Origin of the sequence: Massilia antarctica (assembly GCF_015689335.1) — a bacterium.
Classification (GTDB): domain Bacteria; phylum Pseudomonadota; class Gammaproteobacteria; order Burkholderiales; family Burkholderiaceae_D; genus Telluria_A; species Telluria_A antarctica.
Map to the genome: position 1 here is coordinate 2,198,610 of NZ_CP065053.1, position 25,932 is coordinate 2,224,541.

At 65.0% G+C, this 25,932-nt stretch carries 11 protein-coding genes; 6 read left to right on the top strand and 5 right to left on the bottom strand.

Features of this window, described 5'->3' with window-relative positions:
- Window positions 1-5: 5 nt before the first annotated feature.
- A complete protein-coding gene (locus tag IV454_RS10025; RefSeq protein WP_370663777.1) occupies window positions 6-8,768 on the top strand; it encodes a glycoside hydrolase family 94 protein in 8,763 nt (2,920 codons plus the stop codon).
- Window positions 8,769-9,085: 317 nt separating this feature from the next.
- Window positions 9,086-11,845 (top strand): Ig-like domain-containing protein, encoded by a 2,760-nt coding sequence (locus IV454_RS10030; RefSeq protein WP_206091355.1) that lies wholly within the window; start codon window positions 9,086-9,088, stop codon window positions 11,843-11,845.
- A 269-nt stretch (window positions 11,846-12,114) separates the two neighbouring features.
- Here IV454_RS10030 and IV454_RS10035 read toward each other — a convergent pair whose 3' ends face one another.
- Window positions 12,115-12,693, bottom strand: a complete 579-nt coding sequence (locus IV454_RS10035) for a TMEM165/GDT1 family protein (RefSeq protein WP_054265775.1) — start codon at window positions 12,691-12,693, stop codon at window positions 12,115-12,117.
- A 157-nt stretch (window positions 12,694-12,850) separates the two neighbouring features.
- Here IV454_RS10035 and IV454_RS10040 point away from each other — a divergent pair, with 157 nt between their 5' ends.
- Together IV454_RS10040 and IV454_RS10045 are read left to right on the top strand one after the other, a co-directional pair.
- Window positions 12,851-14,716 (top strand): M1 family metallopeptidase, encoded by a 1,866-nt coding sequence (locus tag IV454_RS10040; RefSeq protein WP_054265776.1) that lies wholly within the window; start codon window positions 12,851-12,853, stop codon window positions 14,714-14,716.
- A gap of 22 nt (window positions 14,717-14,738) precedes the next feature.
- Window positions 14,739-16,373, top strand: coding sequence for a serine hydrolase (locus tag IV454_RS10045; RefSeq protein WP_206092628.1), 1,635 nt, complete (start codon window positions 14,739-14,741; stop codon window positions 16,371-16,373).
- A gap of 7 nt (window positions 16,374-16,380) precedes the next feature.
- Here IV454_RS10045 and IV454_RS10050 read toward each other — a convergent pair whose 3' ends face one another.
- The 4 genes from IV454_RS10050 to IV454_RS10065 form a co-directional block, all read right to left on the bottom strand.
- The gene (locus tag IV454_RS10050) at window positions 16,381-17,532 is read right to left on the bottom strand and encodes a hemin-degrading factor (protein WP_206091356.1); all 1,152 of its coding nucleotides are present in this window, start codon (window positions 17,530-17,532) and stop codon (window positions 16,381-16,383) included.
- 27 nt (window positions 17,533-17,559) lie between these two features.
- Window positions 17,560-19,893, bottom strand: a complete 2,334-nt coding sequence (locus IV454_RS10055; protein WP_206091357.1) for a TonB-dependent receptor domain-containing protein — start codon at window positions 19,891-19,893, stop codon at window positions 17,560-17,562.
- A 139-nt stretch (window positions 19,894-20,032) separates the two neighbouring features.
- Window positions 20,033-21,571: a S1C family serine protease gene (locus IV454_RS10060; protein WP_206091358.1), complete on the bottom strand. Its 1,539-nt coding sequence runs from the start codon at window positions 21,569-21,571 to the stop codon at window positions 20,033-20,035.
- Window positions 21,572-21,695: 124 nt separating this feature from the next.
- Window positions 21,696-22,493 (bottom strand): class I SAM-dependent methyltransferase, encoded by a 798-nt coding sequence (locus tag IV454_RS10065; RefSeq protein ID WP_206091359.1) that lies wholly within the window; start codon window positions 22,491-22,493, stop codon window positions 21,696-21,698.
- 376 nt (window positions 22,494-22,869) lie between these two features.
- Here IV454_RS10065 and IV454_RS10070 point away from each other — a divergent pair, with 376 nt between their 5' ends.
- Entirely contained in the window at window positions 22,870-24,507 is a 1,638-nt protein-coding gene (locus IV454_RS10070) for a TldD/PmbA family protein (RefSeq protein WP_206091360.1), read from the top strand.
- Window positions 24,508-24,522: 15 nt separating this feature from the next.
- Window positions 24,523-25,860 carry a TldD/PmbA family protein gene (locus tag IV454_RS10075; protein WP_206091361.1) on the top strand — a complete coding sequence of 446 codons (1,338 nt, stop codon included), beginning with the start codon at window positions 24,523-24,525 and terminating at the stop codon, window positions 25,858-25,860.
- Window positions 25,861-25,932: the final 72 nt, after the last annotated feature.

The following is a 25,932-nucleotide window of genomic DNA, read 5'->3' on the forward strand; positions in this document are numbered from 1 at the left end:
CTCTGTTGAACGAAGAAAACACTAAATTAGCGGACACGCTCTATGCCTGGCGCAATGTCCTCGATGGCGAACAACGCGTCGACGATGAATTTCCCCTGCGCTCGGAATTGTTCAGTGCCGCCCAGATGGCGATGCACGGCAAGCATCTTGCCTCCTCCCACCAGCTTAGCGAGCGCGGCGGTCCCGACCGCCTGCTGCCGCGGCTGACCGAAAACGCCACGGTCATCACCGACACCTGCACCGAACTGACCACCGCGATCAAAACGGGGCGCCAGATCACGCCCGCGTCCGAATGGCTGCTCGATAACTTCTACCTGGTCGAAGAGCAGATCCGCATCGCCCGGCGCCACCTGCCGAAAGACTACTCCAAGGAGTTGCCGCGCCTGGCCAACGAAGATGCCGACGGCAATCCGCGCGTGTACCAGATCGCGCTCGAAATCATTTCGCACGGCGATGGCCGGGTCGATCCCGAAAGCCTGTCGCGCTTCGTCGACGCCTACCAGGAAGTGGCGACGCTCAGGCTGGGCGAACTGTGGGCCATCCCGATCATGCTGCGCATCGCGCTGATCGAGAACCTGCGCCGCGTGGCCGCGCGCGTGTACGACAACCGGGTGCAGCGCGACCGCGCCAACACCTGGGCCGACCAGATGACAGAGACGGCCGAAAAGAATCCGAGCGACCTGATTTTACTGGTGGCCGACATGGCCCGTTCCGGCCAGCCGATGAACAGCGGCTTTGTCGCCGAACTGGCGCGCCGCCTGCAGGGCCAGAGCCCGGCCCTGACCCTGGCGCTGCAATGGGTGACCACGCGCCTGGCCGACGCCGGCCTGACCATCGAACAGCAGATCCAGGCCGAGATCGGCCAGCAGGCCGCCGACCAGGTCTCGATCAGCAACAGCATCGGCAGCCTGCGCTTCCTCGGCACCATGGACTGGCAAGAGTTCGTCGAGACCATGAGCGCGGTCGAACAGACCTTGCGCCTGGACCCGGCCGGCACCTACGGCAAGATGGATTTTTCCACCCGCGACAATTATCGCCACGTGATCGAAAAGCTGGCCAAGCGCAGCGACTTCACCGAAGTGCAGGTCGCCGAAACCGCGCTCGAACTGGCGCTGGCGAACCGCACGCCGGCCGCCGGCGGTCTCGATGAACGCACCCGCCACATCGGCTACTACTTGGTCGGCAGCGGCCAGGCGGAGCTTGAAAAACGCCTCGCCGTACGCAATCCGCCGCTCGAAGCCTTGAACAAAAGCGGACGCGCCTCGCCCCTGTCGACCTACCTGGGCGGCATCGTGGTGCTCACCCTGCTGTTTACCGGCACCGCCATCATCCACGCGCGCGGCGACGGCGTCGATGACTGGATGCTGGCGCTGCTGGGCGTGTTCGCCCTGCTCGGATCGAGCCAGCTGGCGCTGGCGCTGGTCAATTTCATGGCCACCCAGCTCACCCGCCCGCACCCGCTGCCGCGCATGGATTTCAAGGAAGGCATCCCGACCGACGCGCGCAGCATGGTGGTGGTGCCAACCCTGCTGTACAGCCGCGACAACGTGGCCTCGCTGTGCGAAGCGCTGGAAGTGCGCTACCTGGCCAACCGCGATCCGAACCTGCGCTTTTGCCTGCTGACCGATTTCGTCGACGCGCCCAAGCAGCACATGCCGGGCGACGAGGACCTGGTCGAACAGGCCCGCGCCACCATCGCCGAACTCAATGAAAAATACGGCTGCGATGTCGACCAGGAGATCCTCGGCGCCGATGGCGAGCCGGCCATGTCGCGCTGCCACCTGCAGCCATTCCTGCTGCTGCACCGCCCGCGCATGTGGAGCGCCAGCGAAAACGCCTGGATCGGGTACGAACGCAAACGCGGCAAGCTGGCCGCGCTGAATGCCTTTCTGCGCGGCGGCGCGCGCGAGCAGTTCTCCATGGTCGCCGGTTCCACCGACGGCCTGGCCCACGTGCGCTACGTGATCACGCTCGATACCGACACCCAGCTGCCGCGCGACGCCGCGCGCCAGTTCATCGCCACCATGGCGCACCCGCTGAACCGTCCCACCCTGGACAAGGCCGGCAAGCGCGTGGTCGAAGGCTACGGCATCCTGCAGCCGCGCGTGGCCGCGGCGCTGCCGGGCGACACCGCTTCGCGCTACGAGCACCTGTGCGGCGGCGAACCGGGTATCGACCCGTACACCCGCACCGTCTCCGACGTGTACCAGGACGTATTCTACGAAGGCTCGTTCGTCGGCAAGGGCATCTACGATGTCGACACCTTCGAGACGGTGCTGGGCCACCGCCTGCCCGACAACCAGATTCTCAGCCACGATTTGCTGGAAGGCTGCTACCTGCGCGCCGGTTTGCTGAGCGACGCCCAACTGTACGAGGAATACCCGGCGCGCTACAGCGACGACGTGAGCCGGCGCCACCGCTGGATCCGCGGCGACTGGCAACTGGCCGGCTGGCTGCTGCCGCGCGTGCCCGGCGCGAACGGCAAGCGCGAATCGAATCCTTTAAGCGCGCTGTCGCGCTGGAAGCTGTTCGACAACCTGCGCCGCAGCCTGATCGCCACCACCCTGACCGCCTTGCTGATCTTCTGCTGGGCCCTGATGCCGACGCCGCTGTTCTGGACCCTGGGCGTGCTGTCGGTGATCTTCCTGCCGACCTTCTTCAGCGCCCTGTTCGACATCATCGAAAAACCGCACGACGTCCTGTGGCGCCAGCATCTGGCGACCGCGTTCAAGAGCGCGCGCCTGATGTTCGGCCACTCGGCGCTGCAACTGGCCTTCCTGCCGTACGAAGCCTGGTTCAGCCTCGACGCCATCGTGCGCGCCTCGTGGCGCATGCTGGTCACGCGCCGCCGCCTGCTCGAATGGCGTCCATCGAGCCTGAACCGCTCCAGCACCGACATGGAGAGCAACTGGAAGAGCATGTGGATCTCGCCCGCGCTAGCCGTGGCCAGCGCCATCCTGCTCGGCTACTTCCACCGCGCAGCGCTGCCGATCGCCGCGCCCGTGCTGCTGCTCTGGTTCTTCGCGCCGGTCGTGGCTTGGTGGATCAGCCTTCCGCAAGAACGCGCCGCGGCCGAACTGTCGTCGCCGCAGACCATGTTCCTCGAATCCCTGGCGCGCAAGACCTGGAGCTTCTTCGAGACCTACGTCACCGCGCAAGACAACTGGCTCGCGCCCGACAACATGCAGGAGCATCCGGTCAAGGTGGTCGCGCACCGCACCTCGCCGACCAATATCGGCATGGCGCTGCTGGCCAACCTGACGGCGTGGGACTTCGGCTTCATCACCACGGGGCGCCTGCTCGCGCGTACCCGCGACACCCTCAATACCATGGCGCGCATGGAACGCCACCAGGGCCACTTCTATAACTGGTACGACACCCTGACGTTAAATCCGCTGCTTCCGATGTACATTTCGGCGGTCGACAGCGGCAACCTGGCCGGCCACCTGCTCACCTTGGCACCTGGGTTGACCGCGCTTGCCGACCAGCCCATCGTCGGCAAGCAGACCCTAGAAGGCATCGCCATCACCCTGAACGTGGTGCAGGAACACGCGCTCGACGCCGGTCCCGCCGTCAAGGCCGCGATCGACGCAATGCGCAGCCACCTGTCGGCCGACCGTGTGCGCGAAACCGAAAGCCTGCCCGGCATGGCCGCCGAACTGGCGCGCCTGTCCACCTGCGCCGACGCCATCCTGGCCGCCATGCATCCGGTGGGCGAACCGAACCTGCAGGGCTGGGCCGACAAGCTCGCCGAGCAGTGCCACGGCGCGCGCGACGAACTGCTGCAACTGGCGCCGTGGATGCGCGCGGCCCAGGAATACGTGGTCGACACCAGCCTGACCCGCATTCCGACCCTGCGCGAACTGGCCAACTTCGCCCTCACCGGCAGTGCCAGCACCGACCTCGCCCCGAGCGAGCGCGAACGCCAGCAAACCCTGACCGACCTGGTGGCCGAGGGCAGCACCCGCGCCGCCCAGCGCATCGAGGACATCAACCGCATGGCGGCCGAGGCGCGCGCGTTCGCGAACATGGACTTCCGCTTCATGTACAACACCACCACCAACCTGCTGGCGATCGGCTACAACGTGTCCGACCGCCGCCTGGACGCGGCCTGCTACGATTTGCTGGCGTCCGAAGTGCGCCTGTGCAGCTTCGTCGGCATCGCGCAGGGCCAGTTCCCGCAGGAACACTGGTTCGCGCTGGGCCGCCAGCTGTGCATCATCGGCAACGAGCAGCTGCTGCTGTCGTGGAGCGGCTCGATGTTCGAGTACCTGATGCCGCTGCTGGTCATGCCGACCTACCAGAACACCTTGCTCGACCAGACCTACCATTCGGTCGTCAACGCGCAGATCGAGTACGGCAAGCAGCGCGACGTGCCGTGGGGGATTTCCGAATCCGGCTACAACACCGTCGACGCCAGCCTCAATTACCAGTACCGCGCCTTCGGCGTGCCGGGCACGGGCCTCAAGCGCGGGCTGGCCGACGACCTGGTGATCGCCCCGTACGCGACCATGATGGCGCTGATGGTGCACCCCGACGCCGCCGTGGAAAACCTGCAGCGCATGGCCGACCTGGGCTTCATGGGCAAGCACGGCTTCTACGAAGCGATCGACTACACCGCCGCGCGCCTGCCGCGCGGCCAGAGCTTTGCCGTGATCCGCTCCTTCATGGCGCACCATCAGGGCATGGGCTTTTTGGCCCTGAGCTATCTGCTGCACGACCGTCCGATGCAGCGCCGCTTCGAGTCCGACCCGCTGTTCCAGGCCACCTTGCTGGTGCTGCAGGAACGGGTGCCGCGCGCCGGCGCGTTTTACTCCAACACCGCCGAACTGGCGGTCATGCGCGCCCCGGCGCAGGAAGTATCGACCGCCGCCACCCGCATCATCACCCAGACCACCACGGTGCAGCCGGAAGTGCAATTGCTCTCGAATGGCCGCTACCACGTGATGGTCACCAGCGCCGGCGGCAGCTACAGCCGCTGGAAAGACCTGGCCGTGACGCGCTGGCGCGAAGATGGCACCTCCGACAACTGGGGTAACTTCTGCTACGTGCGCGACGTCGACAGCGGCCATTTCTGGTCGACCGCCTTCCAGCCGACCCTGGTCGAACCGAAGTCGTACGAAGTCATTTTCTCGGAAGGGCGGGCCGAGTTCCGCCGTCACGACCGCGGCCTGGACCTGTACACCGAAATCGTGGTCTCGCCGGAAGACGACATCGAACTGCGGCGCACCCGCATCACCAACAAGTCGAACGTCAGGCGCACCATCGAGTTCACCAGCTATGCCGAAGTGGTGATGGCGCCGGCCGCCGCCGACAATGCCCACCCGGCATTCAGCAAACTGTTCGTGCAGACCGAAATCCTGCGCAACGAGAATGCGATCCTGTGCACCCGCCGCCCGCGCGCCAAGGACGAGCAGATGCCATGGATGCTGAACCTGATGACGGTGCACGACGGCTTGCTGGTGGACGTGTCGTACGAAACCAGCCGCAGCGAGTTCCTCGGCCGCGCCAACAGCACGGTCGCCCCCCGCGCCATGCTCGAACCGCAGCCGCTGGGCGGCAGCGAAGGCTCGGTGCTCGATCCTGTGGTCGCGATCCGCTACAAGGTCACCCTGGAACCCGACCAGGTGGTGGTGCTCGATGTCGTTACCGGCATGACCGACACGCGCGAGCAGGCCGTGCACCTGATCGACAAATACCAGGACCGCCACCTGGCCGACCGCGTATTCGAACTGGCATGGACCCACAGCCAGGTCGTGCTGCGCCAGCTGAACGCCACCGAATCGGACGCGCAGCTCTACAGCCGCCTGGCCAGCACGGTGATCTACCCGAATGCCTCGCTGCGCGCCGACGCCGCCATCCTGATCCGCAACCAGCGCGGCCAGTCCGGCCTGTGGGCGTATGCGATTTCGGGCGACCTGCCGATCGTGCTGATGCAGATCAAGGACCCCGCCAACATCGACCTGGCGCGCCAGATGGTGCAGGCGCACGCCTACTGGCGTCTCAAGGGCCTGGTGGTCGACCTGGTCATCTGGTACGAAGACCAGTCGGGCTACCGCCAGCTGCTGCACGACCAGATCATGGGCCTGATCGCCTCCGGCATCGATGCGCAAGCGATCGACCGCCCGGGCGGCATTTTTGTCCGCCTGCTCGACCAGATCGCGCAGGAAGACCGGGTGCTGATGCAGTCGGTGGCACGCGCCATCATTTCCGACAGCCGCGGCACCCTGGCCGACCAGGTCAAGCGCGCCACGCCGGTACCGCCGAAACTGCCGCTGCTGGTGGTCGAAGCGCGCGCCGAGCAATACCAGCCGCGCGCCGGCATCCCTGCGGCCGGCGCCCCGGTCGCCGCGCGCGACCTGATCCTGCACAACGGGCTGGGAGGCTTCAGCGCGGACGGCACCGAGTACGTCATCCGCACCGATGGCCAGAACCGCACGCCGGCGCCATGGGTCAACGTGCTGGCCAATCCGAACTTCGGCAGCGTGGTGTCGGAGAGCGGCCAGGCTTACACCTGGAGCGAAAACGCCCACGAGTTCCGACTCACGCCGTGGGCCAACGACCCGGTGTCGGACAGCAGCGGCGAGTCGTTCTACATCCGCGACGAGCAGACCGGCCGCTTCTGGTCGCCCACTGCCTTGCCGGTGCGCGCGGCGGGTGAATACATCACGCGCCACGGCTTCGGCTACAGCGTGTTCGAGCACAGCGAAGAGGGCATTCACACCGAACTGTCCACCTTCGTGGCATTGGACGCCTCGATCAAGTATTCGGTCATCAAGATCCGCAACGACTGCACCGTGCCGCGCCGCCTGTCGGCCACCGGCTACGTGGAGTGGGTGCTGGGCGACCTGCGCGCCAAGTCGGCGATGCACGTCACCACCGAGCAGGACCCGATGAGTGGCGCGATCTTCGCGCGCAACGCCTACAACACCGAGTTCACCGGCCGCGTGGGATTCTTCCACGTCGACGCGCAGCAGAAAACCTTCACCGCCGACCGCAATGAATTCATCGGCCGCAACCGCACCCTGGCCAGTCCGGCGGCGATGGGCCGCGCACGCCTGTCCGGGAAAATAGGCGCCGCGCTCGATCCGTGCGCCGCGCTGCAGGTAATGGTGGAACTGCAGCCGGGCCAGGAACGCGAACTGGTGTTCATGCTGGGCGTGGGTGGGCGCCGCAATGCGGACGCCAGCGGCCTGGTTCAGAAATACAGCGGCAGCGCCGCCGCCGCGGCCTCGCTGGCGATGGTGCGCAAGCACTGGGACCACACGCTCGGCGCGATCCAGGTGCAAACCCCGGATCCGTCGCTCGACGTGATCGCCAACGGCTGGCTGATGTACCAGACCATCGCCTGCCGCCTGTGGGCGCGCAGCGGCTACTACCAGTCCGGCGGCGCCTTCGGCTTTCGCGACCAGCTGCAAGACGCGATGTCGATGATCCACACCGAACCGCACCTGCTGCGCGAGCACCTGCTGATGTGCGCGGCCCACCAGTTCGTGGAAGGCGACGTGCAGCACTGGTGGCATCCGCCATCGGACCGCGGCGTGCGCACCCACTGTTCGGACGACTATCTGTGGCTGCCGCTGGCGGCGCACCGTTACGTCATCGGCACCGGGGACCGCAGCGTGCTGACCGAGCCGGCGCCGTTCCTGGAAGGGCGCATGCTCAAACCCGAGGAAGAGTCGTATTACGACATGCCCGGGCGTTCCAGCCAGACCGGCGACCTGTACGAACACTGCGTGCGCGCCATCAAGCGCGGCCTGCGCTTCGGCGAGCATGGCTTGCCGCTGATCGGCACCTGCGACTGGAACGACGGCATGGACCGGGTCGGCAACGAAGGCAAGGGCGAGAGCGTGTGGCTGGCTTTCTTCCTGTACGAAGTGCTGCAGCGCTTCGCCGAAGTGGCGGTGGTGTACGGCGACCCCGCGTTTGCGGAAACCTGCAAGCGCGAGGCGGCCACCCTGGCGGCCAACGTGGAAGCGAATGCCTGGGATGGCCAGTGGTACCGCCGCGCCTACTTCGACGATGGCACCCCGCTCGGTTCGCACACCAACGACGAATGCCAGATCGATTCGATCTCGCAGAGCTGGGGCGTGATTTCGGGCGCGGCCAATCCGGAGCGCACGGCATCGGCCATGAAGGCGGTCGACGAGCGCCTGGTGCGGCGCGACTACGGCCTGGTGCAGCTGCTCGATCCGCCGTTCGACGATGGCGTGCTCAATCCGGGCTATATCCGCGGCTACGTGCCCGGGGTGCGCGAGAACGGCGGGCAGTACACGCACGCCGCGATCTGGACGGCGATGGCGTTCGCCAAGATGGGCGACACCGAGCGCGCCTGGGAGCTGCTGCGCATGATCAATCCGGTGCAGCATGGCAGTACGCCCGAAAGCGCGGCCCTGTACAAGGTCGAGCCGTATGTGGTGGCGGCGGACGTGTACGCGGTCTCGCCCCACATCGGGCGCGGCGGCTGGAGCTGGTACACCGGTTCGTCGGGCTGGATGTACCGCCTGATCGTCGAGTCGTTGCTGGGTGTGAGCCTGGCCGGCGACAAGCTGACCATGACGCCGCACCTGCCGGCCGACTGGCCGGGCTTCGAGCTGCAGTACCGCTATCGCGAGACGGTGTACGCGATGTCGGTGCAGGCCGCCGAGATCGATGCGATGACGCTCGACGGCGTGCCGCAGCCGATGAATGTGATCCAGATGGTCGATGACGGCCGCCCGCACAAGGTGGAACTGCGGGTGCGGCGCCAGCCGTCGGCAGCGGCTTAAACACGGCCGATTCCCGCGCGCGGCTCAGGCCCGCGCGGGATTTCTGTCCTAAATGAGACATTTTCGTGTTTCATGCAACAAATGTTTAAAATAGTTTTCCACAGGCGCGCCGCGCTGCCCCACAGCAACAAATCCCATTCTCCCTGCTAAGTCCGCTATCAATGTATTGACTTGTGGAAAAACACGTGTTGATTCACGTAACGAAACGCCATTTCAGCAAATAAATTATTTCAAAATGTAAATACTCTGTCATGTTTACGTCATGCATAGTTGCGAGACTTCATTTGTCTGTAACTATCAACGTAAACGGGATTCCCATGCGCCACCTCACGACATTCAAGCTGTTTCGCCCGCTCGCCATCGCCCTGGCGCTTTCCGCCAGCCACGCCGTCATGGCGTCCGAAGCGGACCACCAAGAGTTCGAAGCGACCCTGCACGTGCCGTATGCCACCTCGTCGCAGGCGCGCGTGTTCACCCTGGCCTTCGACTATCCGCACGTCGAGCGGCTGCAGGAAGTGAGCTGGAAGCTGGAGCTGGTCAGCCCGTCCGGCCAGGTGGTGCAGCGCTGGCACGGCGTGCAGCGCATGTTCCAGAAGCCGGTCGACGTCAAGGTGCGCTGGGCCGGCCGTGCCGGCCTGGCCGACGGCATCTACAAAGTGCGCATGCAGGCGGTGTCCAACGACGCCGCCCAGCGCGGCCGCGAGCCGGATCTGTCGGAAGAAGCGGTCGAGCGCCTGCTGGCGGCCGGCGGCAGCGAGCTGGTCGAGCAGAGCTGGGACCTGGCAGTGGGCAAGACCGCCAGGCCGGCCATGCCCGCCTTCAGCGGCTTGCAGACCAACAAGAGCGACAGCAAGGCCGAGACCAGGGTCGAGAGCAAATCGAGCGCCATGGCCTCGGTGCAAATGGCCGCGCCGGCGCCCGGCGCGCTGCCGTACACCGTCTACTTCGGCAACCTGCACAGCCAGACCAACCACAGCGATGGCGGTGGAGCGCTCGGCAGCTGCACCGGTGCGCAGGCCCCGCAAAGCGCCGCCCTCGGCCCCGCCCAAGCGTATGCCTACGCCCGCGACAAGGGCTTGGACATCCTCATGGCGTCCGAGCACAACCACATGTTCGACGGTTCCGACGGCACCGACACCTCGGCCAGTCCGGCCACCGCCAAGGCCCTGTTCAAATCGGGCCTGACCGCGGCCGCCGACTTCAATGCCGCCAACCCCGACTTCCTGGGTGTGTACGGCCTCGAATGGGGCGTCATCAACAATGGCGGCCACATGAACATCTTCAATACGCCGGAACTGCTGGAGTGGGAGCTCAACAGCAGCGGCCAGGTGATTGGCGACACGCTCACGCCCAAGGGCGACTACAGCGGCCTGTACACCCTGATGCGCCAGCGCGGCTGGGTCGGCCAGTTCAACCATCCATCGTCGAGCGGGCAATTCCTGGTCGGTGGCGTGCCGCTCGGCTACACCGCCGACGGCGACCAGGCCATGGCCCTGTGCGAAGTGCTTAACACGGCGGCGTTCTCGAACAACACCACGGAAACCGAAACCGGCCGCAGCAGCTTCGAAGGTGCGTGCAACAAGGCGCTCGAAGCGGGCTTCCACGTCGCGTTCGCTTCCAACCAGGATAATCACTGCGCCAACTGGGGCGCCTCCTACACCAACCGCACCGGCGTCCTGATTCCGAACGGCACGCCGCTGACGCAAGCCAGTTTCATCGAGGCGCTCAAGGCCCGCCGCGTGTTCGCCACCATGGACAAGAGCTCGCAACTGGTGCTCACCGCCAACGGCCGCATCATGGGCGAGCGTTTTTCCAACAGTGGCCCGCTCAACCTGATCGCCAACTTCGCCAGCACCAGCGGCAGGACGGTGTCGACGGTATCCATCGTCGAAGGCGTACCGGGGCGCAAGGGCGCGGTCAGCCAGCTGTCCGGTACGGCGAATACCACCGTCACCCCGTCCGCCGGCGAGCATTTTTACTACGCCAAGCTGACCCAGGACGATGGCAAGATTCTGTGGTCGGCGCCGATCTGGGTGACCCAGACCGATGGCGGCGGCGACACCACGGCCCCGCGCGTGACGGCGGGTGAATCGGGCGCCAGCGGCACCATCAGTGTCAGTGCCAATGCCAGCGACGACGTGGGCGTGACCCGGGTCGAGTTCTACGTCGACAACCAGCTCAAGGCGAGCAGCGGCGCGGCGCCGTACAACGCGATGGTCGACTCGACGACCCTGATCAATGGCAGCCACAGCCTGGTGGCCAAGGCCTACGATGCCGCCGGCAATGTCGGCACCTCGGCCGCGGTGACGTTCAGCGTGAATAACGCCAGCGGAGGCGACACCACGCCGCCGACGGTCAGTGCCAGCGCAAGCGGCAGCAGCGGCACCATCGGGCTGGCGGCGACCGCGAGCGACAATGGCGGCATCAGCCGGGTCGAGTTCTATGTCGACAACGTTCTGAAGGGAACGGATACGACCTCGCCCTATTCGCTGAGCCTCAATTCCGCCACCCTGAGCAACGGCAGCCACCAGTTGACGGCTAAGGCCTTCGACGTGGCGCTCAACAGCGCGGTATCGGCGCCGGTCAGTTTCAGCGTGAGCAACGCCGGGGCGGCGCAGCAACTGCTGGTAAACAGTGGATTCGAGTCGGGCGCGAGCGGCTGGGTTGCGTCGAGCGGCGTGATCACCGCGTCGGGGCAGGCGGCGCATGGCGGCAGCTGGAAGGCCGCGCTCAACGGTGCAGGCTCGGCCAATACCGCCACGGTGTACCAGCAGGTGACGATTCCATCGACGGCGACGAGCGCGAACCTGGCGTTCTGGCTGAAGGTGGTCTCGAGCGAAACGACGAGCACGAGCGCTTACGACAAGCTCAAGGTACAAGTGCGCAGCGGCGGCAACGCCGTGCTGGCGACCCTGGCGACCTACTCCAACCTGAACAAGGGCAGCAGCTATTTGCAAAAGACGTTCGACCTGTCGGCCTACAAAGGACAGACGGTGCGGATCTACTTTGAAGGCGTGGAAGGCTCGACGATCCCGACCGCCTTCCTCATCGACGACGTGACCTTGACGACGCAGTAACCAGGAGCAACAATTCCCCAACCGGGGTCTGACCTCTGATTCGAAATTTTTTCCTTGTAAAAACGGCGGGCGGCGAACCGGGGGTAAACTCCCGGTTCACCGCCCGCCGTTTTTTTACAACAAACCGTCGCCGCGATAACAGCGCTGGAACAATCGCCATCAAAACTTGCAAATTGGGAGGATTCTTCGCTTGGGTCGGCCGACGGTTTTGCAATGTTTCGAATCAGAGGTCAGACCCCGGTTGTGGGAATTGTGAGGCTGTTCCAGGACTAAAAGCCGAAGCGGGCGCCGGCGCCGAGCAGGGTGGCGATGCCGAGCACGGCAAAAATGGCGGCGGCGATGCCGTGCACCAGCCTCAACGGCACTTTGTTGGCAATCCGCTCGCCGAAATACACCGCCGGCACGTTCGCCAGCATCATGCCGAAGGTGGTGCCGGCCACCACCGCCAGCATCGAGTCGTAGCGCGCCGCCAGCGCTACCGTGGCGATCTGCGTCTTGTCGCCCATCTCGGCCAGGAAGAAGGCAATCAGGGTGGTCAGGAACACGCCGTAACGCCCCATGCCCGGCTGCTCGTCGCCATCGAGCTTGTCCGGCACCATGGTCCATGCGGCCATCGCCAGGAACGATACGCCAAGCACCCAGCGCATCACATTCGGCCCCAGCAAAGCGCTGATCCACGCCCCCACCGCCGCCGCGAACGCGTGGTTGGCAATCGTCGCCACCAGGATGCCCAGCACGATCGGCACCGGCCGCCGGAATTTGGCCGCCAGCAGAAATGCCAGCAGTTGCGTCTTGTCGCCGATTTCGGCGAGGGCGACGATGCCCGTTGAGACAAGAAAGGCGTCCATACAGTCGGTTCCGATGTAGAAGCGCGGATCATAGCAGAGCCGCTGTTGTGGTTCCGCGCGCCAGCGAGCCGTCAATACGCGCTTGCGCGCTTTCGTCCGGCCAGCGGAAGTGCTATTCTGCCTGCGCCAATTCACACGCCACCGACCCGGAAAGACCATGAAGACATCGACCCTCCTGCGCGCCGCCGCCTGCGCCCTGTTTGCCCAATTGAGCGCATCCGCGTACGCCCTCGATCCCCTCAGCTACGCGCGCTACGACCAGGTGAAAACCAGCGCCGTGCACATGGACCTGAAGGCCGATTTCGCGAAGAAGACCTTGTCCGGGCATGCCGAACTGACCCTGGAATGGCTCGACAAGGCGGCCCGCGTCCTCGATCTCGACACGCGCGCGCTGACCATCTCCAAGGTGCAGGCGCAGGACGCCGACGGCAAGTGGGTCACCGTGCGCCACACGCTCGACAAGCTTGATGCCGAAAAAGGCCAGGCCATGCACATCGACCTGGCCGCGCTGCCGGCGCAGCCGCAGAAGGTGCGCATCTACTATCACACCTCGCCCAAGTCGACCGCGCTGCAGTGGCTCGCGCCGGTGCAGACCATGTCGGGCAAGCGCCCGTTCATGTTCAGCCAGTCCGAAACGATCGAGGCGCGTTCCTGGGTGCCGCTGCAGGATACGCCCGCCGTGCGCTTCACCTACAGCGCGCATATCGAAGCGCCCAAGGACCTGCGCGTGGTCATGAGCGCCGATAACGATCTCAATGCCACCGGCAAGGGCGGCTGGGACTTCAAGATGCCGCAGCCGATTCCATCCTACCTGCTGGCCATCGGCATCGGCGAAATCGATGTGCGCGCCCTCGGTTCTCGCACCGGCGTCTACGCCGAGCCAAAACGCATCGGCGCGGCCGCCTACGAATTCGTCGACACCGAAAAGATGGTCGCCGCCGCCGAATCCCTGTACGGCCCTTATCGCTGGGGGCGTTACGACATGCTGGTGCTGCCGCCATCGTTCCCCATCGGCGGCATGGAAAATCCGCGCCTGACCTTCCTCACGCCGACCATGATCGCGGGCGACCGCAGCCTGGTCGACCTGATCGCGCATGAACTGGCGCACAGCTGGTCGGGCAACCTGGTCACCAACGCGTCGTGGAAGCACTGGTGGCTCAACGAGGGCTTCACCACCTACGTCACGACCCGCATCCTGGAGTCGCTGTACGGCCCCGAAGTGGCGGACATGAACCTGCAACTGGAGCAGGAAGAAGCAATCGCGTCGCTCGCCACCGTCCCCACCGCCAAGCAAGCCTTGCTGACCAAGGACCCGGACACCTCGTCGGCCCACTACACCGACGAAGGCCTGGCCTACCCGAAAGGCGCGTGGTTCCTGCGCACCCTGGAGCAGCGCGCCGGCCGCGCGGTGTTCGATCCTTTCCTGCGCGGCTGGTTCGACCAGCACGCGTTCCAGAGCGTGACCACCGGGCAGTTCGTCGATTACCTGCGCAAGAACCTGCTGGCCCAGAATCCCAAGGTGCTGAGCGAGGCCGAACTGGAAGAGTGGCTGCACGGCGCCGGCATCCCGGCCAGCGCCAAGCGCGTGGTCTCGACCCGTCTGGCCGCACTGGATGCCACGCGCGCCAGCTGGTTGTCGGGCGCCACGCCCACCGCCAAACTCGATACCAAAAAATGGAATGCCACCGAGTGGATGAAGTTCTTGAACGATATCGACAAAAAGGCCACCAGCGCCCAGCTCAAGGAACTCGACCAGGCGTTCGGCCTTGCCAAGAGCGGCAATAACGAAGTGGCTTTCCGCTTCTACCGCGCGGCCATTCACGCCGGCTACAGCGAGGTGCGCACGCCGCTCGAAGCTTTCCTCATGAGCGTCGGCCGCCAGAAATTCGTGCTGCCGCTGTACGCCGCGCTGCGCGAAAAGCCGGCCGACAAGGTCTTCGCGGAGTCGGTCTACAAAAAGGCGCGCGAGCGCTATCACCCGGCCACCCAGGCCAGCGTTGACAAAAAAATGGCTGGCAAATAAAAGGACTGAGAACGTGCTCCCTATGAACCGCATCGCGGCAGCGATCCTGCTCGCATTCACCAGTTTCGCCGCCGTCGCCCAGGCGCCAGCCGTCGCCGTCAGCGCCAGCACCAGCACGCCGGCAAGCGCCTATGACCTGGAGGCCGATGTCACCCGCGTGATGAAGACCTTCGATGTTCCCGGCATTGCCATTGCCATCGTCAAGGATGGCAAGGTCGTCGCCGCGCGCGGCTTCGGCGTGCGCAAGCTGGGCGAGCCGGCGCCGGTCGACGGCAAGACCCTGTTCGAGGTGGCGTCGAACTCCAAGGCGTTTACCGCCGCCGCGCTGGCGATGCTGGTCGACGAGGGCAAGCTGGAATGGGACGACAAGGTCACCAGGCACTTGCCGGACTTCCAGATGTACGACGCCTACGTGACCCACGAGATGACGGTGCGCGACCTGCTGGTCCACCGCAGCGGCCTGGGACTGGGGGCCGGCGATCTGCTGTGGTGGCCGACCACGAACTTTACGACCGATGACATCATCGGGCAGCTGCGCTACGTGCGCCCGGCGACGAGTTTTCGCAACAGCTATGCCTACGATAACCTGCTGTACATCGTGGCCGGCAAGATCATCGCGCAAAAGGCCGGCAAGCCGTGGGGCGATGCGGTGCGCGAACGTATCCTCAAGCCGCTCGGGATGGACACGACCACCACCAGCCTGGCCGAGAACGCGGGCAATCCCAACGTCTCGGCGCCGCACAGCAAAATCAACGGCAAGGCCGCTGCGGTGCGTGCGCTGCCGGTGCCGAACGCGGTCGGCGCGGTCGGCATCAATACCAACGCCGAGGATATTGCGCGCTGGATGACGGTGCTGCTCGACGGCGGCGCCATCGCGGCTGCGCCGAAAGACGCGCACGGCAAGGAAGCACGCCTGTTCAGCGAGGCGCAAAGCCGCGAAATGTGGACCGCGCAAACGCCGATCAAAATCAGCGAGCCGAAACCGGCGCTGGCGGCGACCAGGCCGAATTTCTTCGCCTATGGCCTGGGCTTCCAGCTGCGCGACTACAAGGGCCGCAAGCTGGCCTTGCACGGCGGCGCGCTGCAGGGCTTCTATTCGAGGGTGGTGATGGTGCCGGAAGCGAAGCTGGGCATCGCGATTTTTACCAATGCCGAAAGCGGTGGGGCGCTCGCCTCCCTCCAGTATCGCCTGCTCGATCATTATCTCGATGCGGCGCCGAGCGACTGGATCAAGCTCATTAGCGACGTGGAAACCGAAGCTCGCAACAAGGACCTGGCCAAGCAGAAGAGCGCCAGCGCCACCCGCGCCGCCGCCTCGCGTCCGTCGCTGCCGATTGCGGCGTACGATGGCGAGTACAACGACCCCTGGTACGGCGCGGTGACCATCAAGCCGGTGGGCGGCAAGCGGGTGATGAGCTTTTCCCGCACGCCGGACCTGACCGGGGAACTGGAGCACTTCCAGCACGATACCTTCATCGTGCGCTGGAAGGAACGCAATTTCAACGCCGACGCCTACGTCACGTTTTCGCTGAATCCGGACGGCAGCATCGAGCGCATGAAGATGGCGCCGGTGTCGACCGAGACCGATTTCAGCTACGACTTCGCGGACCTGCTGTTCACGCCCGCGAAGAAAAAGGACGCGAAGGACGCAAAGTAATCTCCGCTTAGCCCTTGGGCAGGGCGGCGGTCAGGTCAACCCAGCTTTTCGGCTGCGGTTGGCCGCGTTCACGCACCCCGAAAAAGCACACCACCTGCTCGCCCTCGTTGTCGTAGAACTCGACCGAGGTCACGCCGGCGCGCCGCACCACCCAGCCACTCTTGAAGGCGCTCTCGCGCAGGTGCAGGTTGAAGGCCGGATCGAGCACGTTGTACCAGCCGGCGCTCGCCGCCGTCTTGCTGATCTTGCCGCTGAAGATCTGGATCACCGCGCCGTTGCCGAGGAAGGACATGATCGGCAGCTGCTGCCTGGCCGCTTCGTCGAGCAGGGTGCGCACCGCTTCGGGTTTTAGGCGCTGGACCATGCCGGCGGGCGCCAGGCGCATCGCCTGTTCCCGCGTGATCTTGAACTCGGTCAGCAGGCGGTTGAACTGGTGTACGTCGCTCATCTCGTTCCACGCCTGCTGGAACTCCTTCACATCGACCTTGCTGTCGGCCAGTTCCGCGGCCTTGGGCGCGCGCGCCGCCACCGTCAATACCGGGTTCTGGTCCGGGTGGTGGAAGTCGTCCACCAGTTTGTCGAACACGGCCACGCCGGCGGCGTCTTTCGGATAGATCTTGTGGATGGCGACGCCGTTCTCGTCGAAGAACTGGAGGCTGCGTTTGACCACGCCGTCGGCGCCCGGCTGCGCCACCGCGAATGCGTGCTTCCACTTCGAGAACGTGAAGCGCAGGTCGATCTCGCCACCGAGGTAGCCACCGGCGATGTTGCGCTGGCGCGCTTCGCGTTCGTCGTCCTTGACCGTTTCCTTGTCGTCGGCGGGCTGCGGCTTGACCCTGGTGGCCACGCCGGTGCGTTCGATCACGCCATTTTCGTTGCGGGTCAGTGCCAGTACGGTGCCCAGGTCGAGCGCGCGGCGCATGATCTCGCGCGGATCGTTGCCGTCGCTGCGCAGGCGGGTGACGGTGCTGCCGATGCCGGTCGCCAGCAGTTCGGCTTCCGATACGCCGAGCGTGCGCGCCGCATCGCGGATCATCGCCTTGGGCTGTTCGGTGCGCAGCGTGTTCCAGCGCTCGGCCAGGGTGGTGGCGCCAGTGTGGCCCGCCAGGACAAGCAGGGCGCCGGCAATGGCCAGCGGAAGGGTGCGTAGGCGTTTCATGGAGTCTCCGTGGTGGTGAAAAGAAGGTCAGTACTGGAACGCCAGCATTGCCGCCGCATTGCGACCGGGACGTGCCTGGCGTTCGATGTCGGCCAGAGTGGCGGCGTCGACCCCGGCGGCCAGGGTGCGCGAACTCGCGTAATCCCAATAGCGCTTGTCGCCCAGGTTGTAGATGCCGACGTGGAGCTTGACGTGCTTGCCGACGTTCCAGTACGCGGCCAGATCGGCCACGGTGGCGCCGGCGATGCGAAATCTTCGCGTGCCGACATCGCCGACGGTGTCCGGGGCCGGCTGCTTGCCGGCGGTGGCCACGGCGCTCAGCGAGACGCCGTACGCATCGTCCGGGGCGTCGTAGGCGATGGTAGCGCTAGCCTTGCGCGGCAGGGTGGAAGCCAGTTCGCCTTCCTTGCCTGTGCTGTTGTCGCGCGCCTTGCCGTGCGAGACGCCGGCCGCCGCGACGATGCTGTAGCCGGCCAGCGGTGCCGACCACGCGCCCAGTTCCGCGCGCAGCGACGCTTCGCCGCCCCAGGTACGCGCGCTGCCGTTGTTCTGCGGCCGGTACAGGCCGCGCGTGACGGTCGGGTAATTGACCGGATCGGGCGCCTGCGCCACGTAGTCGATGAAGTTCTTGTATTGGGTGCGGAATACCGATGCGCTCAGCTGCATGCCCTTGGCCGGGCTGCTTTTTATCCCCGCTTCAAAGGCCTGGCTGGTTTCCTTCTTCAGGTTCGGGTTGCCCAGCACCGCGTAGCCGACGCCCGATCCGGTGTAGCTGAACGAGTCGTAGGTGCCGGTGCGCTCGGCCGCCGTCGGCAGGCGCGCGCCGCGATTGAGGCGTGCGTACACCGACAAGTCGGGCGCCAGGGCGACGCTCATGTTCAGGCTCGGGGTGGCGTAGGCATCGCTCTCGGTCTTGATTTCGCCGGCTGCCGCGGGTACCGCGATCAGGTACCCGGCCAGGTTTTTCGGCGTGAGCTTGCGGTATTCCCCGCGCAGGCCCGGGGTGAGGGTGGCCGCGTAGCCGCCCAGCGCGAAGCCGAATTCTCCGCGCAGGTAGGCGCTGGCCTTGTCGCCGTCCATGTCGGCCATGCGGTTCTTCATCAAAATCTGGTGCGCGCCGCTGGCGATGACGGTGCGGTCTTCCACCCACGGACGGCGCGTTTCCGACCGCTCGTAGGCGGCGCCGTAGGCCAGGCCGAGCGATTCGCCCAGCTTCAGGGTGGCGTCCGCCCCCGCGCCGGCGCTTTTGTTGAAGTAGCCGGTGTCGATGTTGCGCAGGTAGGGCTGGTTGCCGGTGATGTAGCGCGCGCGGGTGCGGTCGTCGACCCTGGCGTCCTGCACGTAGATGCGGCTCTCGAGCGTGTCGAACAGGCCATGCGTGGCGCCCGTCATGCGGTGTTCCAGGCTGACCCGGGTGCGCTTGGTGTGAGAATCCTGGCGCACACCGTCCGGATAGGCGCCGCCGGTCTTGTTGACGTAGCTGCGCGCGTTGTCGCGTTCATAGCCGTCCAGGGTCAGGCCGATGCGCTGGCCGTGGCTTGAAACCCACTGGAACTTGGCCAGCAGCGCGTTCGAGTCCCAGTCGTCCGGATTGGCCGCTACGCTGCCCTTGTTGTCGCTCTCCTTGCCGCTGCGGTGCACGGCGACGGCCAGCGCATCGAGTGCGCCCATGCGCGCCGCGCCGGTTAGGCTGTGCGAGCGGCTTTTGTCGGCATGGCTGTAGCCGAGCGCATATGCCAGGTAGCTGCGCTTGTCGTCGCTCAGATAGTCGCCTGGCGACTTGGTGACAAAGGCGACCTTGCCGGCCAGCCCGGGCGTGCCGGCTGCCGCCGCGCCCGTGCCGGAGCCGATGCGCACTTCGCGAAACATGGCGGGGTCGAAGTAGTCGCGCCCGATGCCGAAGGTGTTCATGGCGATGCCATCCGGCTTGGGGGCGGCGTCGGGCAGGGCGATGCCGTCGATGTCCAGGCTGACCCGGTTGCCTTCGACGCCGCGGATATTGAAGCCGGTGTTCCCCGCTCCATCCCACACGCTGCCGCTGCCGCTCAATGCCGCCGGGACGCCGACCAGCGGCTCGTAGCGTGCGATGGCGCTCATATCGCCGGCGTTGCGTCGCGCCAGCTCCTCGGCGCCGATGATGACCACCTTGCCTTGCAGCGCATCGGGCGCCTTCTCATGTACGGGTGTGACGACGATGGCGGACAATTGCTGCGGCTCGCGCAGGCTTTGCGCATGGGCGGTGCTGGTGCCGATCACGGCCAGCAAGGTAGCATTGAGAGTCGTGCCGAGAACGCGGCGCAGTGGTGCGGCAGCGGCCCGGCGCGCGGAGGCGCATGCGGGCGTGTGGGTCGAAGTTGTCATGCTGGTCCGGGTCGGAGAGTGTCAGGCTGGCTCTCGGACCTGGCGACGCGGATGCATCGGGAAGGGACACTTGCTGGCGGGTGTCAAATGATAACAATAATCATTATCATTTGCAACGCATCCCGCTCAGCGTTTTTTATTATTTACGGTTCCAGACATCCATCATGTCCTGGCTGCCCTGCAGGCGGATGCCGTTATCGGAGAGGATGCCTTCGGTGGCGTCGACCATGTCCTTGCGCCGCACGACCATGTTTTCGCCGCCGCGCTGGTCGAAGTGCAGCACGATCAGGTCATCCTTGGAGTCGCGCAGCAGCTGCACCATGTGGGCCAGGCTGCGCACGGGGATCTTGTTGACCGAATAGATCACCGCGCCGAAACGGTTGGAATAGCCGGCCACCGATTTGTGCGGGAAGAAGGGCGAACTGACCACGACCAGTTCCTGGCGCTCCGGCGTCGGCGGGTCGCCACGGCGCGTCACCAGCGGGCTGGCCATGTAGCTGGCCGCCGCCATGTTGCCGACGTTGGATTGGAGGAAGGCGAGGAAATCGGTGCTGGCGCGCGAGAACACGATCGGACCGTAGATGAAATACGAGGGGTAGCCGTTGTCCAGGTCCGGAATGAGCAGCTTGCGCCCGCCCATCGCCGGCACCTTGACGTTCATGCTTTTGCCTGCACGGATAATCGTCAGCGGCACCGCGCCATCTTTCGCCACCTGCTGCACGCGGTACTGAAAGCGCACGCGCAGGTTGGTGCCCAGCTTGACCATGCCCTGGTTGTCGATCGGCGAATCGCCGATATGGGTGATCACGTCCCATTCCTTGAGTGGATAAGCGGCGTCGTTCTGGTTGGGGCGCTGCACCACGGCACCGGAGACGTCCTTGCCGAGCTTGAGGAATTCGCGCAGGACCGGATTTTCCAGGGTCTGCACTTCATCGGTCAGCGATGGCTTGCCGTCGTATTTGCCGTCGGCGACATCGCGCAGGAACAGGTCCACTTCTTCGTTCGGGATAATGTAGCCGATGTTTTGCGTGTTGGCGGCGCCGCCGAAGGCCAGGCCCACCATCTTGTCGTTGGCAATCGCCGGACCGCCGCTGTTGCCGGGGTTGATGGCGGCATCGATCTGGATGCGCAGGCCGGTCGTGCCCATGCTGTAGCTGGCGAATTCGATGCGCGAAACAATCCCCTTGGTGATCGACAGCGAGGTGCCGCCGGTCGGGTAGCCGTAGGCGAAGACCTGGTCGCGCACGTCCGGCAGCACGCTGGCGCGCGACACGGGTGCGTGGGTGTCGAAGAACGATTCATCATCGAGCTTGAGGATGGCCAGGTCGATCCCGCGGGCGACCGCCACCACCGTGGCCGAGACCTTGCCGCCGGCCTGGCTGGCCTGTACCTGGACCTGGCTGGCATAGCCGACCACGTGGGCGTTGGTAAGAATGCGCTTGCCGTCGATGACCACGCCGGAGCCGGTCACCTCCAGCGGCGAGGCCTTGGTCCATGGCTTGTACGGGTCGGGGCGGCGCAAGGTGGAAAACACCTTGACCACCGAGTTTTCCAGGTTGGCGGGAATGGCGGCCACCGGCGCGGCCGGTGACGCCGTGCTGGTGGCGTCTTGCGCGGCATGGGCCAGCAGGCTTGCCGCGGCAAGGGCCACGGCGACGGCGATACGCGATATCTTCATTGGGTAGTTTCTCGTTGGAGGAGCGGCGAGCGGTCATCATACACGCGCGTGGCGCACCGCTTCAGCGGCAAGGCGGAGAAGCGGCGGACAAAAAAACGGCCCCTTGCGGAGCCGTCGTCACCTGTCAGGGCTTGACGAACTTGAGCGTCATGCGGTCGCTCTCGCCGATCGCCAGGTACTTCTCGCGGTCGACATCCTTATTGGCCAGCACCGGCGGCAGCGCCCACACGCCGTTCTTGTGGTCGGCCTTGTCCTTCGGATTGGCGTTCACTTCCGACTTGGCGGCCAGCTTGAAGCCGGCGCTTTCGACCATCTTGATCACGTACGCTTCCTGCAGATAGCCATTGCTGCCGTCGACCGCCTTGTCGGCCGGTGCGCGGTGATCGACCACGCCGAACACGCCGCCCGGTTTCAGGCTGTCGTAGACCTTCTTGAACACTTCCTTGACCTTGTCGTCGCCGTTGCCGGTCCAGTTGTGGATGTTGCGGAAGGTGACCACCATGTCGACCGTGCCCGGCTTGGCGAAGTCGTACGCGGTCGGTACTTCGAACACGCCGCGCTGGACCTTGTCGAACATGGCCGGATTCGATTCGAGCTTCTTGGTCAGGGTGGCCGCGTACTTGCGCGCGCCTTCCTTGGCCGACGTCGGCGATTCGCCGGCGGCGATCAATTTGCCCTTTTCGCGCAGGTAGGGCGCCAGGATTTCGGTGTACCAGCCGCCGCCCGGCGACAGCTCGACCACCGTCATGGTCGGCTTGATGCCGAAGAAGGTCAGCGTTTCGTAGGGGTGACGAGCGGCGTCGCGCGCGACGTTGGCCGGCGTGCGGGCGGTATTGGCGATGGCTGCCTTGAGCGCGTCATCGGCGTGGGCGGTGCCGGCCATGCCAGCGGCCAGCATCGTGGCCAGGATCAGTCGTTTCATGTGTTTTCGTCTCCGGTATCGGTGTGTACTGCGAGGGGAAGCTGCGGCAGGCGATGTGGTATCGCCGACATGCGCGATGATCGAGTATGCAGGGTCGAAGGTCAAGCCGAATCTCATATGTACATACTGTCCGCCAGAGCGGGCGGACACTGCTTCGGACAGTGCGGACACCGTCCGCCGGACACTCCCGGATTCCCAAATCAATAACTTAGCCAGTGGCACAATCTTTGCGTATTCTTTTGGCCATTTTGCTGGTAAGGTTCCTTCTGATTTTTTTCATTCAGGTCAGTGTGAGATGGTTCAGGTGAGCGGCAAAACAAGAGCGCTCGCGTAGTCCGGCGGGCAGCTACCTTCGTGGTGAGTGTTAGGAGATACAATGGAACGACGTGCTTTTCTCAATATCAGCGGCCTCGCATTGGGCACGATGCTGGTGCCGGTTTTCGGCAACGCCATCGCCGCTGAAGAATTACTCAATCCCCTCGCGGCAAAGTTCAAGAAGACCCTGGCCGACGTCGCCCTCAATGCCGCCACGGGCGCCGGCGCCAGCTACTGCGACGTGCGCATCGGCCGCTACCTGAACCAGTTCATCACCACGCGCGACCTGAATGTCGAAAGCGTTACCAATACCGAATCGGCCGGCGTGGGCGTGCGCGTGCTGTGCAACGGCGCCTACGGCTTCGCCGCCACCTCCGACATGTCGCCCGACGCGGTGGCCGGTGCCGCGCGCCAGGCGGTCGCCATTGCCAAGGCCAACGCCAGGCTGCAATCGGAACCCGTGCGCCTGGCGCCCGTCAAGGGCGTGGGTGAAGTAGCTTGGGCCACTCCGGTCAAGAAGGATTGGCGCACGGTCCCCATCAAGGAAAAGGCCGAGCTGCTGATCGCCGCCAACAAGGCCGGCATGGACGGCGGTGCGAGCTTCATGCAGTCGCTGATGTTCCAGGTGAACCAGCAAAAATATTTTGCTTCGACCGACGGCTCCTACATCGACCAGGACGTGCACCGCATGTGGATGCCGGTGTTCGCCACCGCCGTTGACAAGGCCACCAATAAATTCCGCTCGCGCCAGGGCTTGTCCACGCCCGTCGGGATGGGCTACGAATACCTCGATGCGCGCTTTGATGACAAGATCAAGGCCGCCGGCGGCGTGTGCACCCTGTACAAGAATTCGTACGACCTGATCGAAGACGCGCGCGCCTGCGGACGCCAGGCCAAGGAAAAGCTGACCGCCAAGTCGGTCGCGCCGGGCAAATACGACCTGGTGCTCTCGCCCGAGCACCTGTGGCTGACGATCCACGAATCGGTGGGCCACCCGACCGAACTCGATCGCGTGCTGGGCTACGAGGCCAATTTCGCCGGCACCAGCTTCGCCACGCTCGACAAGTGGGAAACCAAGAAATTCAAGTACGGCTCCGAGCGCGTCAACATCGTGGCCGACAAGCTCACCCAAGGCTCGCTGGGCGCGGTCGGCTACGACGATGAAGGCGTGGCGTGCAAGCGCTGGGACATCATCAAGGACGGCATCCTGGTCAACTACCAAGCCACGCGCGACCAGGCCCACATCATCGGCGAAAAGGAGTCGCACGGCTGCTCCTACGCCGACAGCTGGAGCAGCGTGCAGTTCCAGCGCATGCCGAACGTGTCGCTGCAGGCGGGGAAAGCCAGGCTCACGCCGGACCAGATGGTCAAGGACGTCAAGAAGGGCATCTATATCGTTGGTGCGGGCTCGTTCTCGATCGACCAGCAGCGCTACAACTTCCAGTTCGGCGGCCAGCTGTTCTACGAAATCAATAACGGCAAGATCGGTGCGCCGCTCGAAGACGTGGCCTACCAGTCGAACACCCAGGAATTCTGGAATGCCTGCAGCGCCATCTGCGACGAGAGCGACTGGCGCATGGGCGGCTCCTTCTTCGACGGCAAAGGCCAGCCCAGCCAGGTCAGTACGGTGTCGCACGGGTCAAGCACGGCGCGCTTTAACGGCATCAACGTCATCAACACCGCACGCAAGATCGGCTAAGCCAGGGGACCGCATATGAAAGTTCTGACTCAAGAAGAAAGCAAGCGCATCACCGACCGCATCATGTCGCTCACCAAGGCCGATGAGTGCACCGTGCGCGTGGCGGGCGGGCGCACCGGTAACATCCGCTATGCGCGCAACAACGTGTCCACCGCCGGGCTGGTGAACGACGCTTCGCTGGTGGTGCAGGTCGCGTACGGCAAACGCCAGGGCACCGCCACCATCAATGAATTCGATGACAAGTCGCTCGAAAAAGTCGTGCGCCGCGCCGAGGACCTGGCGCGCCTGGCGCCGGAAAACCCGGAGTTCATGCCGGCCGTGTCGAAGCAGGCGTACAAGGCATCCCAGACGTTCAGCCGCGCCAGCGCCGCCATCGACCCGGAATTCCGCGCCCAGACCGCGGCCTACAGCATCGAGGCGAGCCGCAAGAACAAGCTGGTATGCGCCGGCTTCTTCACCGACAGTCACTCGTTCCAGACCGTCGCCAATTCGAACGGCGTGTTCGGGCACCAGGAAGAGACCAATATCGACTTCACCTGTACCGTGCGCACCGAAGACGGGCGCGGGTCGGGCTGGGTCAAGCGTTCCGCCACCGACGTGGCGCGCTTCGACGCGCGCGAAGCGTCCGACGTGGCCATCGAAAAGGCCCTGCGTTCGGTCGACGCCAAGGCGCTCGAACCGGGCCGCTACACGGTGATCCTGGAGCCAGCCGCAACGTCGGACCTGATCGGCTTCATGCTCGGTGGTTTCGATGCGCGCCAGGCCGACGAGGGCCGCAGCTTTTTGTCGAAGAAGGGCGGCGGTACGCGCCTGGGCGACAAGCTGTTCGATGCGCAGGTCAATATCTGGTCGGACCCGTGGGACACGGATGTGCCGGTCATGCCCTGGGACGCGGGCAACATGCTGGCGCGCGAGCGCATGGACATGATCAAGGATGGCAAAGTATCGGCGCTCGATTACTCGCTGTTCTGGGCGAACAAGAAAGGCGTGCGCGCCATTGGCGCGCCAGGGAATATGATCATGGGCGGGACCGATAAATCGACCGCGGAGCTGATCGCCGGTACCAAAAAGGGCGTGCTGGTCACGCGTACGTGGTACATCCGCGAAGTGGACCCGCAGTCGGTGCTGCTGACCGGCTTGACGCGCGATGGTACGTTCTACATCGAGAACGGCAAGATCAAGCATCCGATCAAGAACTTCCGCTTCAACGAAAGCCCGGTGACGATGTTGAACAATATCGAGGCGATCGGCAAGCCGCAGGTGATCGCGGGCGATGAAGTGCCGTATTCGATGCTGATTCCACCGATGAAGGTCAGGGATTTCAACTTCACGTCCTTGTCGGACGCGGTCTAACCGTCACCTCCGTCGTTCCCGCGCAGGCGGGAACCCAAGTTGCATGCGGACCAATGGCTATCGGTACGTACT

Excerpts from the sequence above, each read along its gene's own strand:
- IV454_RS10070 (WP_206091360.1), top strand. The coding sequence starts at position 22,870 with ATGGAACGACGTGCTTTTCTCAATATCAGCGGCCTCGCATTGGGCACG.
- IV454_RS10065 (WP_206091359.1), bottom strand. The coding sequence starts at position 22,493 with ATGAAACGACTGATCCTGGCCACGATGCTGGCCGCTGGCATGGCCGGC.
- IV454_RS10050 (WP_206091356.1), bottom strand. The coding sequence starts at position 17,532 with ATGAAACGCCTACGCACCCTTCCGCTGGCCATTGCCGGCGCCCTGCTT.
- IV454_RS10045 (WP_206092628.1), top strand. The coding sequence starts at position 14,739 with ATGAACCGCATCGCGGCAGCGATCCTGCTCGCATTCACCAGTTTCGCC.
- IV454_RS10030 (WP_206091355.1), top strand. The coding sequence starts at position 9,086 with ATGCGCCACCTCACGACATTCAAGCTGTTTCGCCCGCTCGCCATCGCC.
- IV454_RS10075 (WP_206091361.1), top strand. The coding sequence starts at position 24,523 with ATGAAAGTTCTGACTCAAGAAGAAAGCAAGCGCATCACCGACCGCATC.
- IV454_RS10040 (WP_054265776.1), top strand. The coding sequence starts at position 12,851 with ATGAAGACATCGACCCTCCTGCGCGCCGCCGCCTGCGCCCTGTTTGCC.
- IV454_RS10055 (WP_206091357.1), bottom strand. The coding sequence starts at position 19,893 with ATGACAACTTCGACCCACACGCCCGCATGCGCCTCCGCGCGCCGGGCC.
- IV454_RS10060 (WP_206091358.1), bottom strand. The coding sequence starts at position 21,571 with ATGAAGATATCGCGTATCGCCGTCGCCGTGGCCCTTGCCGCGGCAAGC.
- IV454_RS10035 (WP_054265775.1), bottom strand. The coding sequence starts at position 12,693 with ATGGACGCCTTTCTTGTCTCAACGGGCATCGTCGCCCTCGCCGAAATC.